The organism is Streptomyces sp. NPDC047982 (assembly GCF_043204165.1).
In the GTDB taxonomy this organism is placed as follows: domain Bacteria; phylum Actinomycetota; class Actinomycetes; order Streptomycetales; family Streptomycetaceae; genus Streptomyces.
In genome coordinates this window covers 23,498-38,434 of the sequence record NZ_JBIDBS010000022.1, presented here as the reverse complement: position 1 = coordinate 38,434, position 14,937 = coordinate 23,498, and the positions used below count along the sequence as shown (strand labels likewise).

12 protein-coding genes and 1 pseudogene are annotated in these 14,937 nt (G+C 73.6%); 1 reads left to right on the top strand and 12 read right to left on the bottom strand.

Annotation, left to right across the window (positions count from 1 at the left end):
* Positions 1–323: 323 nt before the first annotated feature.
* Positions 324–440, bottom strand: a pseudogene (locus ACGF2V_RS24825) (IS5/IS1182 family transposase); the annotation flags it as partial.
* Between the two features lie 132 nt (positions 441–572).
* On the opposite strand from ACGF2V_RS24825, the gene ACGF2V_RS24820 reads away from it, so the two are divergent.
* On the top strand, positions 573–1,667 hold the full coding sequence (locus ACGF2V_RS24820) for an acyltransferase (RefSeq protein WP_362709227.1): 1,095 nt from the start codon (positions 573–575) through the stop codon (positions 1,665–1,667).
* A gap of 60 nt (positions 1,668–1,727) precedes the next feature.
* On the opposite strand, the gene ACGF2V_RS24815 is transcribed toward ACGF2V_RS24820, so the two are convergent.
* From ACGF2V_RS24815 to ACGF2V_RS24765, 11 genes are all read right to left on the bottom strand, one after another.
* A complete protein-coding gene (locus ACGF2V_RS24815; RefSeq protein WP_362709230.1) occupies positions 1,728–2,240 on the bottom strand; it encodes a copper chaperone PCu(A)C in 513 nt (170 codons plus the stop codon).
* Between the two features lie 70 nt (positions 2,241–2,310).
* Positions 2,311–4,590, bottom strand: a complete 2,280-nt coding sequence (locus ACGF2V_RS24810) for a heavy metal translocating P-type ATPase (RefSeq protein ID WP_362630250.1) — start codon at positions 4,588–4,590, stop codon at positions 2,311–2,313.
* Positions 4,590–4,847, bottom strand: coding sequence for a hypothetical protein (locus tag ACGF2V_RS24805; protein WP_362630247.1), 258 nt, complete (start codon positions 4,845–4,847; stop codon positions 4,590–4,592). The genes ACGF2V_RS24810 and ACGF2V_RS24805 overlap by 1 nt, the downstream gene beginning before the upstream one ends.
* Before the next feature lie 450 nt (positions 4,848–5,297).
* Positions 5,298–5,894, bottom strand: a complete 597-nt coding sequence (locus tag ACGF2V_RS24800) for a sigma-70 family RNA polymerase sigma factor (RefSeq protein WP_362630245.1) — start codon at positions 5,892–5,894, stop codon at positions 5,298–5,300.
* A gap of 152 nt (positions 5,895–6,046) precedes the next feature.
* Positions 6,047–6,844, bottom strand: a complete 798-nt coding sequence (locus ACGF2V_RS24795) for a hypothetical protein (RefSeq protein ID WP_362709233.1) — start codon at positions 6,842–6,844, stop codon at positions 6,047–6,049.
* A 126-nt stretch (positions 6,845–6,970) separates the two neighbouring features.
* Positions 6,971–7,909, bottom strand: coding sequence for an isocyanide synthase family protein (locus ACGF2V_RS24790; RefSeq protein WP_362709235.1), 939 nt, complete (start codon positions 7,907–7,909; stop codon positions 6,971–6,973).
* Positions 7,910–8,227: 318 nt separating this feature from the next.
* Positions 8,228–9,502 carry a cytochrome P450 gene (locus ACGF2V_RS24785; RefSeq protein WP_362709238.1) on the bottom strand — a complete coding sequence of 425 codons (1,275 nt, stop codon included), beginning with the start codon at positions 9,500–9,502 and terminating at the stop codon, positions 8,228–8,230.
* Between the two features lie 13 nt (positions 9,503–9,515).
* Positions 9,516–11,342: an asparagine synthase (glutamine-hydrolyzing) gene (gene asnB / locus ACGF2V_RS24780; protein ID WP_362709240.1), complete on the bottom strand. Its 1,827-nt coding sequence runs from the start codon at positions 11,340–11,342 to the stop codon at positions 9,516–9,518.
* A gap of 101 nt (positions 11,343–11,443) precedes the next feature.
* A complete protein-coding gene (locus ACGF2V_RS24775) occupies positions 11,444–12,892 on the bottom strand; it encodes an MFS transporter (RefSeq protein ID WP_362709243.1) in 1,449 nt (482 codons plus the stop codon).
* A gap of 87 nt (positions 12,893–12,979) precedes the next feature.
* Positions 12,980–13,831 carry an ABC transporter ATP-binding protein gene (locus ACGF2V_RS24770; protein ID WP_362709246.1) on the bottom strand — a complete coding sequence of 284 codons (852 nt, stop codon included), beginning with the start codon at positions 13,829–13,831 and terminating at the stop codon, positions 12,980–12,982.
* Positions 13,828–14,895: an iron ABC transporter permease gene (locus ACGF2V_RS24765; RefSeq protein ID WP_362630224.1), complete on the bottom strand. Its 1,068-nt coding sequence runs from the start codon at positions 14,893–14,895 to the stop codon at positions 13,828–13,830. The genes ACGF2V_RS24770 and ACGF2V_RS24765 overlap by 4 nt, the downstream gene beginning before the upstream one ends.
* Between the last annotated feature and the right edge of the window lie 42 nt (positions 14,896–14,937).

Genomic DNA, 14,937 nt, shown 5'->3' with positions numbered 1-14,937 from the left:
TTTCAGGGAGATATTTCGTGGGGACGCCCCGCGAGCTCACGCTCCCGGCGAGGGCGGACAGGATGAGGTCAGGCCACGGCCCGGGGCGTGAGGGAGACCCGGACGCTGCGCACGGTGGCCTGGAGCGCGCGCATCGACCCCACCTCCCTGCTTCCCTCGTCGAACACGAACAGGCGGCAGCGTATGGCGGCTCTCCGAACGGACACAAGGGACCATCTGCGGAAGTCCACCTTCACTTACGGCGTCAGCCCAGCCCGCGCCGGTTTCCCCGGCCGACTCGTGGTGGCATCTTTCCGGGCCGGGACGGGTCAGGAGGTGATGGTGGCCACCCAAGTGACCAGGGTCTCGGAGTGCTGGACGAGCCGTTCGCCGTCCCGGACATGACGTGCCGTCATCCGCACAACGCTGCGTTCGACGACCCACTGGCAGGGCAGCACCACAAGGCGGAGACGTCCTCGGGGCCTCCTTGGCCGTGTCCCTGTCACAGCGCTGATAATCGCGGGATGAGACACGCGATTCACTCCCGCCCCCGGGCCCGGGCATCCTTGTCCGGTCGGGACCGGCTCCCGTCCTTGACGGGGCTTCGTTTCTGGGCGGCTCTGCTGGTGGTCCTGTACCACCTGTCCCGTCAGGTCGGGGAGATACCAGGGCTCAGCCAGGCCGTCTGGTACGGCCGTAGCGGGGTCACCTTCTTCTTCGTGCTGTCCGGGTTCGTCCTGGCCTGGACCTACGACGGGGCGACGGTTCCGGCGAAGGTGTTCCTGTGGCGGCGCTTCGCCCGGATCTGGCCGCTGATGGTGGTCACGAGCGCGGCGTCCGTCGGAGTGTGGCTCTGGCTGGGCAAGGCGGTGTCCGCGAAAGCCGTGATCGCGAACCTGTTCCTCGTACACGCCTGGATCCCCCAGACCGTGATCCTCAAGGGCGCCAACCCCGCGGCCTGGTCCCTCAGTGACGAGGCGTGGTTCTACCTCGTCTTCCCGCTGCTGATGGCCCTCCCTGCCTTCCACTCGGCACGCGGCCGACGCTGGATCTGGGCGCTGTCCTGCGCCGGCGTGGTCGCGGTCTGGCTGAGCGGCGCCCTGGTCACCGATGTGCCCACGCGGGTGTGGCTGGTCGACTACCTGCCCCTGACGCGCATGCTCCAGTTCGTGCTCGGAGTCGCCGCCGGCCTCGCGGTGGCCCGCGGGTGGAGGCCCCCCGTCGGCCTGTGGACCGCGGTGGCGCTCGCCGCCGCCTGGCACCTGGCATTGATTCCCTGGTCGTGGTGCGCACCCGATGCGCTCTGGTACGGCCCCCTGCACGCCTCGCAGCTGCTGTCCGCCCCTGTCTTCGCGCTGCTCGTCGCCGCAGCCGCCCGAGCCGACCTCGACGGCCGCCGCACCGGGCTGGCCGGCCGGTGGTCCGTACGCCTCGGCCACTGGTCCTTCGCCTGGTACCTCGTCCACGAGATCGTCATCCGGACATGGCTCGGCCTCCACGGTCGCCCGGAGGGCCTCCTCGCCACCGCCCTCGTCTGGCTCGCGGTGATCGCAGTCAGCCAGGCCCTGGCAGGCTGTGCCTACCACTGGGTGGAACACCCCCTGGAACGGCGGCTCCGGGCAGCAGGCCCCCAGCCCCGGTCCCGTCGCCCCACGGAGCTCCCCGCCGAATCGGCTGCGCACGCCTGACACAGGGGTCGTTCCGGTGTCCTGCGGTGCGGGTGTGGCTGCTGCGGTCCGTCCCTTCCCTCACTCCGTCCCGGGGCGGACCACCGTGGCGAGAGCATCGACCGGCCCGCTGCGTTCGAAGTGAAGAGTGAAGGGAACCAGGTCGCCGGCCCGCCGGAGCGGCGTGGCCGGAACGGTCACGTCGCTGGTGAGCGGGGACATGTCGAGGGTGCCGCCCGTCGGGACGGTCAGGGAGTCCGCGACCTGCCGATAGGCCGCTCCGCCCGCGGTCATCCGATGCCTGCTCAGGGAGATGTCCCCGTTGACCGCCGAGGACGTCACCGAGATCAGACGGTCGGCAGACCCGCCGGTGTTGGCGATCCGGAAGAACGCGGCCGTCTCCGGCACTCCCGCGCCGGGAAGGTACATCCGCGCGTCGGTGACGCTGATGCGCGCGGGGCTGCCCGCGTGGCCCGTCGCGCTCCAGACGGCGAGGCCACCCAGGGCCAGGACGCAGGCGCAGACCGGCGCGAGGGCGGCCGGCGCGGTGTCCGCGAGGCGACGGCGGGTGGGGATCCAGGTGCGTGGTGTCATCGGGCGGGCTTCCTGCCGGAGTCGGGTACGAGAAGCGGGTCGCCGGCCCGCGCGGTGTCGGCGGCGGCCGTCACCGTGGCCTCCGGCCGGAAGCGGGCGCGGTTCGTCGTCCCGTCGGTGATGGCTGCCAGGCGCGCAGCCGCAGGCTGTTGCCGACCACGAGCAGGGAGCTGGCGGACATCGCGGCGGCGGCGAGCATCGGGTTGAGCAGGCCGACCATGGCCAGGGGGATGGTCACGACGTTGTAGCCGAAGGCCCACAGCAGGTTGGCGCGGATCGTGGCCAGCGTGGTGCGGGAGAGGCGGACGGCGTCCGCGAGCGCCTCGATGTCGCCGCGTACCAGGGTGACGTCGGCGGCGCCGATCGCCACGTCGGTGCCGCTGCCCATGGCGATGCCGAGGTCGGCGCCGGCCAGGGCCGCCGCGTCGTTGACCCCGTCGCCGACGACGGCGACCCGGTAACCCTGTTCCCGCAGCTCACGGACGAGGTCGGCCTTGTCCTCGGGGGTGCGGCGCGCGTGCACGTCCTCGATACGGAGGTCGGCCGCGACGGCTCGGGCGGGTGCCTCGCGGTCGCCGGTGGCGAGCACCGGCCGTACGCCCAGGCGTTTGAGCCGGTCCACAGCCCGGTAGCTGCCCGGCCGCAGCACGTCCCCGACCTCGATCAGCGCTTCGACCGTGCCGTCGACGCGGACCATGACCGGTGTGCGGGCGGCCGTGTCGGCGGGCAGGAGCGCCTCGGCCAGGGGTGCGGGCAGCGTGTCGTCCGGGGCCAGTACCTCCACGAGCCGGCCCTCCACGTGACCGCGCACGCCGCGTCCCGGCAGCGCGGCGAAGCCGGTCACGTCCGGGACCGCCTCATGGCCGGAAGATCGCCGGGCGTAGGCGGTGAGGGCGCGTCCCAGCGGATGCTCCGAGCCCTGCTCGACCGCGCCCGCCAGCCGCATCACCTCGTCCTCGCCCAGGCCGCCCGGTACGGCGGTGACCCGGGCGACGCTCATGTGCCCGGACGTGAGGGTGCCGGTCTTGTCGAGCACCACGGCGTCGATGTGCTGGAGCCCTTCCAGCGCCTGCGGGCCGCTGACCAGGACGCCCAGTTGGGCACCCCGGCCGGTCGCCGCCATCAGTGCGGTGGGGGTCGCCAGTCCCAGCGCGCACGGGCAGGCCACGACCAGGACGGCCACGCACGCGGTGACCGCGGCCTGCGGGTCGGCGCCGGCGCCGAGCCAGAACCCGAGCACCGTGACGGCCAGGGTGAGCACCACCGGTACGAAGACGCCGGCGACTTTGTCGGCGAGGCGCTGAGCGCGTGCCTTGCCGGCCTGGGCATCGGTCACCAGGCGGGTGATGCGTGCCAGTTGGGTGTCGGCTCCGACCGCGGTCGCGCGGACCAGGAGCAGGCCGCCTGCGTTGACGGCGCCGCCGATCACGGGTGAGCCGGGACCGACCTCGACCGGTTCGCTCTCGCCCGTGACCAGGGAGAGGTCGACGGCCGAGCTGCCGTCCGTGACGGTGCCGTCGGTGGCCACGCGCTCACCGGGCCGGACGACGAAGACCTGGCCGACGGTCAGTTCCTCTATCGGGACGAGACGTTCACCGCCGCCGTCCCGTACGGCCACTTCCTTGGCGGCCAGTCGGGCCAGTGAACGCAGAGCCGCGCCGGTGCCCCGCCGGGCCCGCGCCTCCAGGTACCGGCCCGCCAGCACGAACAGCGGGACGGCGACCGCGGCTTCCAGGTAGATGTGGGCGACGCCCTCCGAGGCGGAGGGCACCAGGCTGAACGGCATCCGCATGCCGGGCTCCCCGGCTCCACCGAGGAAGAGGGCGTAGCAGGACCACGCGAAGGACGCGACCACACCGAGGGAGACCAGGGTGTCCATGGTCGCCGCCGCGTGCCGCAGCCCGCGTGCCGCCCTCTGGTGGAAGGGCCAGGCTCCCCAGACGACGACGGGCGCGGCGAGGACGAAGCACAGCCACTGCCAGTTGCGGAACTGCCAGGCGGGCGCCATGGACAGGACCAGGACCGGGACGGCGAGCAGGGCCGTGACGAGCAGCCGGACGCGGTCCTGGCGGGTGCCTTCCACCGCGTCCTTGTCCTCACGCGCTTCTCGCCGCGGCGGCTCGGGGAGTGCGGCCGTGTAGCCGGCCTGCTCCACCGCCGCGACGAGTTGGTCCGGGCTGGTCGCCGACGGGTGGTGCACCCGGGCCCGGCCGGTGGCGAGGTTCACGCTCGCCGTGACCCCGTCGAGTCTGCCCAGCTTCTTCTCGACGCGTTTGACGCAGGCCGCGCACGTCATGCCGCCGACGGTGATGTCGGTGACGACCTGCACGGACGCCGGTTCGGTGGTCATCAGCCCCCGCTTCCGTGGTGCATGTCCATGTTGTCCATGTCCATTCCGCCGCCGCCGTGGCCGCCTGACGAGCCGCCTTCGGTGGTCCCGCTGCGGTGCATACCGGGCGCGACGGGTCCCACACCGGTCCCGACGGCGTAGGAGGCGGCGAACACCAACACCAGCAAAAGGAAGAATCCGCACAGGGCGGGTGGCGGCACGGCTTCGCGCAGCAGAGCAGCCGCCGGACGGGAAGCGGGTCGCCGAGTCTGCGGCATCTGTCATGTCTCCCGAATCACGTGGTACGGCTTCCGTGAGACCGAGCCGTAGCAGGACAGGAGTCGGGTTGATCGACGGTCGAGTTCCGATCACCGCACGTGACCCCTGTCACATGGATGGTTCGGGGGTGTCGATGGGGACCGAAGAGGACAGGCGGTCGGAGGGAGTCCTGCGCCCGGAAGTCGTACGGGACGACCGACGGGTTCCTGGCCGGGGCCCGGCAGCCGAAGCACCCCGAGGTGTTCGGCCCCACGGGCGGACACGCCGTGCCTCCGCCCGCACCCCGAGCTCGTGTCAGGGCGTGTGCCATGGGTATGTCAGGGCCGGCGACCCGCGCCGCGACCGTCCGGGGCAGGCCGCACCCTCAAGGAACGCACGCGGGCACGGGCCCGTCCGCCCGTGCCGGCCGGTGCTGTGCCACCGGCCGGCACGGCGGCCATGTCGTGCCGTCAGGCCACGGCGGCCTCGGCCCGGCAGGTGGTGCCGGGCTCGTCCGCCATCATCTGGGCCAGGCTCAGCCGGGCCCGGGAGACTCTGGAGCGCACGGTGCCGACCGGGCACCGCGCCACTTCCGCGGCCTCCGCGTACGGCAGTCCGTACACCTGCGTGAGCACGAACGCCTCACGCCGGTCGGGCGGCAGGGAGTCGACCAGCTGCATGAGGGCGACGCCCTCGTCGATCCCCGGCAGGCCGGTCGGCTGGGCGCGCTCGACGGCACCCTCCCAGTCGGCCGTGTCGGCAGCCTTCGGGCGGCAGGCCGCGCGGCGCAGACTGTCGGCGACCGCCCGGCGGGCGATGGAGAGCAGCCACACGCGGGCCGAGGAACGGCCCTCGAACCGGTGCAGCGAGGTCAACGCCCGCAGGAACGTGTCCTGGGCGAGGTCGTCAGCGGCCTGCGCGTCATCGGCGAGATGCGCCACATAGCGGCGTACGTCGCGTTGGAGGGCGCGCACGAAGCTGTCGACCGCTTCGCTGTCGCCGCCTGCGGCGGCGAGCGCCCACGCGGTGACCGTCTCGTCGGTCACGGCGGGCAGGGCAGGGCTCATCGTCCCGTGGTCCTTCCTCGGAAGATCCCGCACGGCCGGGCCGAGGAGGTCCGGGAGACCATCGGCCGCCGTACGAGTGGGGAGATCCGTCCGCGCGGACGCGCGCACGGGAGACCGCCGCCGCGCCGGGCGCGACGGCGGTGATCCGGCTGTCAGACGACAGCGATCGCCCCGGGAGGCCCCCGGGTGGTGAGGGTGTGGACGAGCACGAGCTGCCGCAGGCGCCGCCGGGACCGCGGCGACGGCCGACAGGCGGGCGGGCGCGGCAGCGGTACGAGTACGGCGAGCACGAGCCGCAGCGGTACGAACGCGCGGTCCGCGCAGGCACGCACCAGCGCGAAGGCCGCGCGTTCCCCCTGGGCCAGCCACAGTCCGCACAGGACGGCGGCCAGCAGGTGGGCGGCGAGCATGCCCCAGTGGGCGCCACCCGTCATCTGGCCCATGTCGTGCATGCCCGCCATCCCCGCCATCCCTGACATGTCGGGGATGGCGGGCACGTCAGGGCTCATGGAGGTCATGGCGCCGGTGTCGTGCCCGGACGCGTGGTGCGGGCTCCGCGTCAGGCCGGCCCGCACCGCGATGTCATAGGCGCGGGCCGCCTCGGCCGACGTGGGGTCCGCGCCGCAGAGCATGTACCGGGCCCACTGCTGGACGGTCTGCGGACCGTGCGCCGCCGACGTGGAGGGCTGCTGTCCGATGGACTGCGCGAGCGTGAAACCGATGTGCAGACCCGCCTGTACGGCGACGGTCAGACCGGCCACTGTACGGCGTCGGCGTTCCTGGCCGCCGAAGGCCCAGCCGACGGCACCGACCGCGGCGATGCCGGACAGCAGCACCCACCAGGGCAGCCCGGCCCCGGACATCAGCACGTGGCCGATGGCGGCGAGCACGACACAGACGGCCGCGAACATCGCGGCCCGCAGCGCGCGCAGGGTTCCGCCGGCAGACATGACACCCCATCCTGACACCAGCCGGATGGGACGGGCACCCGGGTGCCCGGTGTCTTCCGGACCGGGACGGGTCGTACGACTGTGTTCCGGATCGGGACGGGGCGTACGACGGGCATGCCGCCCCGCTCACGCCGGTTCCTCGAAGTGGCTCGGTCTGCCGTGCCGGTGGACGAGGCGACCGCACCGCTCGGCGCGGGCACGGGGCATCAGCGTCCACGTGCCGTCGCCGCGGCGCAGGGCGACGGAGTGCCAGGGCGTGGTCCAGGCGTCGGGGGCGTCCAGGAGGCGGATGCCGAACTTGGCGGAGTCCGCCGGCTGGGGGTGGATGGAGAGCCGTACGGACCGGGGATGGTGCTCGGCCACCAGGGTGCCCCAGGCGCGGCTGCGCTGGATGACGCCGTACGCGCGCCTGCGGCACTCGCGTTGGAGGGCGGAGCGGGTGCCGTTCCAGTCGGCGGTGTCCTCGACGAGGAAGCGGGTCATGCCCCGGTACAGGGCGAGGGTGGTGTCCTCGGCGCGGACTTCCGCGCGCAGTGCTTCCAGGGTGGGGGCGTACCGCGCGTGCAGCGTTGCGCGCTTGTCGTCGTGCGGGAGGCTTCCGAACACGTCGCGCAGGTCGAAGACGGCGAGGCGGTCCAGGTTCGCCTCCCGTATGTAGGTTCTGAGGTGGTCGGAGTAGGCGTCTATGTGCTCGTCGGGGACCCGGATGAGGTCGCCGAAGACGTGGCCGTCGGAGCAGATGATCACGCGGGCGCCGGGCGCGTGGATCCGTTCGATGTCGCGGCACAGGGTGTCGAGGAAGGTGAGGGAGAGGCGTTCCCCCTGGTCGGGGAGGTGGCCCAGGACCTTCGCGGCGTTGGGGGATTTGCACGGGAAGGCCGGCAGGGTGAAGAGAACGGGTTCGCCCGCGCGGACGAAGTCGGTGATCCGGCGCAGTGGGAGCCGGAACGTCTCCGGGGCGGCGTGCGACGGATCCGTGCTCCGGTGGTGGGGCAGGAGCAGGTCGAGCACGGCGGCGCTGGTGCTGCTCGGGGAACGGGTGTCCGGGGCGGTCGTGAGCGGCATGGTGTGGGGTCCTCCCTGAGGGGTCTGCGTGCCACGGGCACGCGGGCATGGCCGCATGGCGCCTCGGCGTGGGACGCCGAGGCGCCGGCGGGTCGAGATGGCGCGGTCGGCCGGAGGGGCGGTCCGCGCGTGGGTGAGGCAGGGGCCCGGCCGGTCCGGCTCGGATGAAACGACGTCTCAGTGGTCCGGGACGGGGCGGGCCGGGGCGAAGGTCTACGGCGGGCGGCCGGGCGGATCCGAGTGGTCTCGCGCGGGCGGACCGGCTTCAGGTCGCCGTCGGCGGACCGTGTCGGACCGACCGGCACATGGGGGGCGGTCTCAGAGACGTCGGTCGTAGGCGGCGGGCAGGTGAGGGGCGCCTCGGCCGAGAACGGCCCCGATCCACTCGATGTCCTCGTCGTCGCCGGCCAGGCGCAGGCCGGGCAGGCGAGCCAGGAGGGTGCCCAGGGCGATCTGGAGTTCGGTTCGGGCGAGGGCTGCGCCGGGGCAGAAGTGGATGCCGTGGCCGAAGGCCAGGTGGGGGTTGGGCGAGCGGTCGAGGTCGAGGGTGTCGGGGGCGGGGAAGCGGCGCGGGTCGCGGTTGGCGGCGCACAGGGAGACGATCACCGAGTCGCCGGCGGGGACCTCGCGGCCCTGCAGGTCGCTGTCCTGGTCGAAGAAGCGCCAGGTGGTCAGCTCGAAGGCGCTGTCGTAGCGGAGGAGTTCGTCGACCGCGCGGGGCATGAGGTCCGGGTCGTCGCGCAGGCGGGCGAGGTCGGCGGGGTGGCGGAAGAGGGTGATCAGGGCGGTGGTGATCTGGTTGGTGACCGGTTCCTGGCCGGCCACGAGGAGCTGGAAGATCATCGAGTCCACCTCCTCCTGCGACAGCTCGCGGCGGTCGCGGGCCACGACCAGGCGGCTGAGCAGATCGTCGTCCCCGTGGTCGCGTTTGTACGCGACGACGTCGGCGATGTAGCTCTGCAGGCCGTGCAGCCGGGCCTCGTACCGCGGCCGTCCGGGGTCGGTGGGGCCGACCGGCTGGACGACCTTGCCCCAGTCCCGGTCGAAGCGGTCCGCCAGTTCCGCCGGGAGCCCGATGACCTCGGCGAGGACCTGGAAGGGGAAGTGGGCGGCGAACCCGGCCACGAGATCGGCGGGGCCCGTCTCGGGGAGGGCGTCGACGAGGGCGTCGGCCAGTTCCTGGAAGCGGGGCCGCAGCCGCTCGACACGGCGCGGGGTGAACGCGTCGGTGACGAAGCGCCGCATCCGCGTGTGCTTCGGCGGGTCCTGGTGCAGCAGGTGAACCTGGAGCTGGGAATGCTGGGGCTCGGGCATGATCGAGGCGCGCTCCCGCCAGCGGTCGTTGCCGCGGTCGTGGTTCTTGCCGAGGCGGTCGTCGTTCAGCGCGCAGTGGGCGGCCTCGTATCCGGTGACGAGCCACGCCTGTACGCCGCTCGGGAAGAGGACGCGGTGGACCGGGCCGGCCTCGCGCATCCGCTCGTACAGCGGGTAGGGGTCGGCCTTGTACGGGCAGCCCATGAGCGGGACCGGGTCGGGCAGGGGTTCGTGCGGGCTGTCGGTGTCCGCGGCGGGCAGCCGCTCGTGCAGGGTCATCCGGGGGTGCTCCTCACAGGGCGAGGTCGGGCTGGTGGTGGTCGAGCCAGAGGGCGAGGTCGACGACGCGTTCGAGGCGCAGCCGGTGGCCCCACCGAAGCTGATCGGGGGCGGTGTCGAGGCAGGGCTTGATCAGGGTCTCGTCGGCGAGGGAGCGGACGGTTTCGTCGGCGAGCGCGTCGCGGGCCAGCTCCTGCAGGCCGCGGTTGTAGTCGGGGTGGTGGGTGGCCGGGTAGTGGTTCTTGGGGCGGTGCAGCACCGCGTCGGGTGCCAGGCCCGTGCCCGCCGCCCGCAGCAGGCTCTTCTCCCGGCCGTCGAAGCTCTTCAGCGCCCAGGGGGTCGCGAAGGCGTACTGGACGAGCCGGTGGTCGCAGTACGGGACGCGCACCTCCAGGCCCTGGGCCATGCTGAGGCGGTCCTTGCGGTGCAGGAGCTGGCGCAGCCAGCGGGTCAGCGACAGGTGCTGCATCTCGCGCTGCCGGTGCTCGTCGGGCGTCTCGCCGTCGAGGTGCGGTACGGCGGCCAGGGCGTCGCGGTAGGTGTCGTCGCGGAACTCGCCGATGCGCAGGTCCAGTTCCGGATTGAGGGGCATGGCGGCCTCGTCGCCGGTGACCAGCAGCCAGGGGAAGGTGGCTGCGGCGAGGGCCTCGGGGTTGCGGAACCAGGGGTAGCCGCCGAAGACCTCGTCGGCGGCCTCGCCGGACAGGGCCACGGTGGAGTGCTTCCGTATCTCCCCGAAGAGGAGGTACAGGGAGGTGTCCATGTCACCGACGCCGATCGGTGAGTCGCGGGCCACGACGACGGCCTTGCGGTGTTCGGGGTCGAGAAGCGCACGGGGGTCGAGGACGACGGTGGAGTGGTCGGTACCGATGAAGGCGCCCGCCTCGGTGGCGTACGGGGTGTCGTGGCCGGTGCGCAGGACGTCGCCGGTGAACTGCTCGGCCTGGTCGCTGTAGTCGACCGCGTAGGAGCGGATACGGGCGTCCGGGTTCACGCGCGTGCGCAGTTCGTCGGCGAGCAGGGCGGTCAGGACCGTGGAGTCGATCCCGCCGGACAGCAGGGAGCACACCGGGACGTCCGCTTCGAGCTGGCTCCGCGCGGCGGTGCTCAGCAGGTTGTGGACGCGGGCGACGGTCTCCTCCCGGTCGTCGGTGTGGGTGCCGGCCTCCAGTTGCCAGTAGCGGCGTTCGCGGATGCCGTCGCGGTCCAGGACCAGCAGTCCGCCGGGTTCGACCTCCCGCACCCCGGACCAGACGGTCGGCCCGGTGTTGAACAGCAGGCTGTACGCCTCGCGCAGCCCGTCCGCGTCCACCCGGGGCCGGATCTCCGGGTGGGCGAACAGCGCCTTGGGCTCGGAGGCGAAGGCCAGGCCGCCGTCGACGTGCGTCCAGAACAGGGGCTTGACGCCGAGCCGGTCGCGGACCAGCAGGAGCCGGGAGGCGCGTTCGTCCCAGACGGCGAAGGCGAACATGCCGTCCAGGTGGTCGGCCACCGCCTCACCCCACTCGGCATACGCGCGGAGCACCACCTCGGTGTCGCTGCGGGTACGGAACTCGTGTCCCCGCCCCCGGAGTTCGGCCCGGAGTTCGTGGTGGTTGTAGACCTCTCCGCTGTAGGTCAGCACGGTGGCCGGGGCATCGGGCCGGTCCGTCATCGGCTGGGCCCCGCCGGCCAGGTCGATGACCGCCAGGCGGCGGTGGCCGATCGCCGCGTGCTCGCCGAGCCAGACGCCGCCGGCGTCGGGGCCGCGCGGGGCGAGCGTCGCGGTCATGGCCTCGATGACCGGGGCCTGGGTGCGGGCGTCCTGATGGAAGGACGCCCAGCCGGTGATTCCGCACATGCGTAGGTCTCCTCGGGGTGGCGGTGGAGCGCGGTGGCTCAGAGGGGTTCGGCGGGAGCCGTGTCGCGGTTCAGGGGGTTCGGGAGCCGTGTCGGGGTGGCTCAACGGGGTGCGGCGGGAGTCGCGTCGGTGGTCTCCCCGGACGGGGATGCCGGTCGCCGGGAGGGCAGGGCCAGCAGCGGTACGGCGAGAGCGGCGGCGGTGGCGGACACGGCCAGTGCCGCTCGTGCGCCACCGTCCGGGCCGGTCAGGCCCCAGGCGGCGGTGGCCAGGGCCGGTCCGAGCGTGAAGCCGAGGCTGCGGGCGAGCTGGACGGTCGAGCCGACCGTGGCGGCCCGGTCCGGCGGGGCGGCCCCCATGACCAGGGCCTGGACCGGCCCCCCGTTCAGGCCCATGCCGAAGCCGGCCACCGCCAGCCGCCAGGCCACGCCGGCCGGCGACCAGCCGTCGCCCAGCGGGACGAGCAGCAGCAGGCCGACGGCGGTGAGCGCGGCGCCGGTGAGGGCGACGGGCCTGGACCCGTACCGGTCCGCGAGCCGTCCGCCGAGGGGGCCGGCCACCCCCATGCCGAGCGGGAAGGCGAGCACCGCCAGGCCGGTCGCGGTCGCGCTGACGCCCTCGTCCCGCCGGAGGTGCAGGGCGATCACGTAATGCGCGGCGGCGAAGCCTGCGGCCAGTGCCAGCACCGCTCCGTGCGTGCGCAGCAGGCCCGCCGCCCGCAGCACACCGGCCACGGGCCGGCCGCCCGGTCCGCGCAGCCACCACCACAGCGGCACCGCGGCGGCCGGGGCGAGCGCCAGCCACGCGGAGGTGTCGGCGGCCAGCGTCAGCGACAGCAGCAGGAGCGCCACACCGGCGGCGACGAGCACGGCGTCGGCGAGCGCCCGTCGGCCGGCGGTGGAGGTACGGTCGGCCGGACGCGGCGCCGGCACCCGGGCTCCCGCCGTCCCGCCGCGCGGCACCAGCGCCGCCACGACCAGAACGACCAGCAGGCAGAACGGGACCTTGACGAGGAAGATCCAGCGCCAGCCCAGGTGGTCGAGGAGCAGTCCGCCGACCGCCGGGCCGGTGACCGCGCCCAGCGGGCCGAGGGTGGCGGGCACGCTCATGGCCCGACCGCGCAGTTCGGGCCGTACCGAACGGACGGCCAGCACCGGCATCAGGACGAACAGCACGGCGCCGCAGGCGCCCTGCGCGATCCGGGCGGCGACCAGCCAGGACATCCACGGGGAGACGGCGGCCAGCGCGCTGCACAGCGCGAAGCCGCCGGTGGCCAGCAGCAGCGCCGTGCGGGTGTCCGCCCCGTCCAGTCGGCGGCCTGCCGGAAGCAGGAGCGCGACCACCGGGAGCTGGTAGCCGAGTACCGCCCACTGGGCCGTCCCGGCCGGCACGCCCAGCCCCGCGGAGATGTCCGCGACGGCCACGTTCACGATGTTCATGTCGAGCATCGCCACGAACGACAGCACGCCCGCCACGGCCACCAGCAGCCAGCGCTCCCGCACCTCGGGTATGTCCCCAGGTCCCTCCGAACCGGAGCCATGGTCCGTCACTCGTTCCCTCCCCCACTCGGTGGCCGCCGGTGAGCGGCCTCGTCACAGGAGTCGGGGGAATCGGCGGCTGAGTTCCCGGGGTCTGCGTCACGGGCCGGGACACACGCTTGCCTCTCCGGGAGCCGGTTCCCCCTCTCCGTCACCCGCGTCCGGCGCCCGGAGTCCCTCCGCCGGCCGGCGGTGGTCGAACGCGATCAGCGGGTCGCCGGTCAGCGGATGCTCCGTCACCGCCGCGCGCACGCCGAACACCTCGGCCAGCAGGCCGGGGGTCAGGACGTCGCGGGGCGCGCCGGAGGCGACCACGCGGCCGTCGCGCAGGACGTGCAGCCGGTCGCACACGGAGGCGGCCGCGTTGAGGTCGTGCAGGGAGACCAGGGTCGTGCGGTTCCGGCCGCGCAGCAGGGCGAGGAGTTCGACCTGGTGACGTATGTCGAGGTGGTTGGTCGGCTCGTCCAGGACCAGGACGTCCGGCCGCTGGGCGAACGCGCGGGCCAGCAGGACGCGTTGCCGCTCGCCGCCGGACAGCTCCGTGAAGCGGCGTTCGGCGTGGTCCGTCATGCCGACGTCGGCGAGAGCCCGGGCCACGATGTCCCGGTCGCCCGCGTCCTCGCCCGCGAAGGCCCGCTTGTAGGGGGTACGGCCCATCGTGACGACCTCGCGCACCGTCAGCTCGAAGTCCCCGCCCCGCTCCTGCGGGAGGGCGGCGATGTGCCGGGCGGACCGCGCCGGGCGCAGCCCGTTCAGGTCCGTGCCGTCGAGCAGGACGCGCCCGGCGACGGGCCTGAGATGCCGGTACACGGTCCGCAGCAGCGTGGACTTGCCACTGCCGTTGGGGCCGACCAGGCCGGTGATCTCGCCCTCGGCCGCGATCAGGTGCGCGCCGGCCACGACCGTGCGTCCGCTGTAGGCGACGTGCAGGTTCTCGATGTCGATCCTCAACTGCCGCTCCCCAGGCGTCTGTTCAGCAGATACAGCAGTGCTGGGGCGCCGATCAGCGAGGTGACGACACCGACCGGCAGCTCCTGCGTGTCCATGGCCGTGCGGCACACGATGTCGACGACCACCAGCAGCAGCGCGCCGAACAGTGCCGACACCGGCAGCAGACGGCGGTGGTCGCCGCCGACGACGAGGCGGCAGGCGTGCGGGACCATGAGCGCGACGAAGGCGATGGCGCCGGAGACCGCGACCAGGACGCCGGTGAGCAGGCTGGTGACCGCGAACAGTTCCCGGCGCAGCCGTGCCACGTCGATGCCGAGGCCGGCGGCGGTCTCGTCGCCCATCAGCAGGGCGTTGAGTCCCCGCGCCCGTGCCTGGAGCAGCAGCCAGACCGCCGGCACCGTCACCGCGGGAGCGGCCAGCAGCGGCCAGCTCGCGCCGCTGAGGCTGCCCATGAGCCAGAACAGCACGCTGTGGGTCTGCTGCTCGTCCCCGGCCCGCAGCACGAGATAGCTGGTGAACCCGGACAGGAACTGCCCGATCGCCACTCCGGCGAGCACCAGTCGGAGCGGGGCGAAGCCGCCGCCGCGCCGGGCGACCGCCCAGACGAGGGCGAAGGTGGCCAGGGCGCCGGCGAACGCGGCGCCGGACAGGCCGAGACCCAGCGCGCCCCCGCCGCCGAGCCCCAGCACGATGGCGGCCACGGCTCCGAGGGAGGCGCCGTTGGAGACACCGAGGAGGTACGGGTCGGCCAGCGGGTTGCGGACCAGGGCCTGCACCGCCGTGCCGACCAGGCCGAGTCCCGCCCCCACCAGGGCCGCCAGCAGTGCCCGGGGGAGGCGAAGTTGCCACACGATCAGGTCGTCGGTGCCGGGTCTCGGGGCCGCGCCGGTCAGTCTGCGCCAGACCACGCTCCACACCTCGCCCGGCGGGATCGGCGTGGAGCCCCATGCGACCGCCGCCGTGACGGCCGCGACGAGCACGACGGCGAGGAGCAGCGACAGGGGACCGGCGGGTACGGAACGCCGCGACCGCGCGGGGGCGGCGTCCCTGCCCTTCCGGCTCACCGGTGCGTCTAGGGCGGGTCTCGAAAGTCCCGTCTGGTCGCG

Bases quoted from the DNA above. Each gene is read 5' to 3' on its own strand.
- ACGF2V_RS24815 (WP_362709230.1), bottom strand. From the start codon at position 2,240: ATGACACCACGCACCTGGATCCCCACCCGCCGTCGCCTCGCGGACACC.
- ACGF2V_RS24810 (WP_362630250.1), bottom strand. From the start codon at position 4,590: ATGACCACCGAACCGGCGTCCGTGCAGGTCGTCACCGACATCACCGTC.
- ACGF2V_RS24805 (WP_362630247.1), bottom strand. From the start codon at position 4,847: ATGCCGCAGACTCGGCGACCCGCTTCCCGTCCGGCGGCTGCTCTGCTG.
- ACGF2V_RS24800 (WP_362630245.1), bottom strand. From the start codon at position 5,894: ATGAGCCCTGCCCTGCCCGCCGTGACCGACGAGACGGTCACCGCGTGG.
- ACGF2V_RS24795 (WP_362709233.1), bottom strand. From the start codon at position 6,844: ATGTCTGCCGGCGGAACCCTGCGCGCGCTGCGGGCCGCGATGTTCGCG.
- ACGF2V_RS24790 (WP_362709235.1), bottom strand. From the start codon at position 7,909: ATGCCGCTCACGACCGCCCCGGACACCCGTTCCCCGAGCAGCACCAGC.
- ACGF2V_RS24785 (WP_362709238.1), bottom strand. From the start codon at position 9,502: ATGACCCTGCACGAGCGGCTGCCCGCCGCGGACACCGACAGCCCGCAC.
- asnB (WP_362709240.1), bottom strand. From the start codon at position 11,342: ATGTGCGGAATCACCGGCTGGGCGTCCTTCCATCAGGACGCCCGCACC.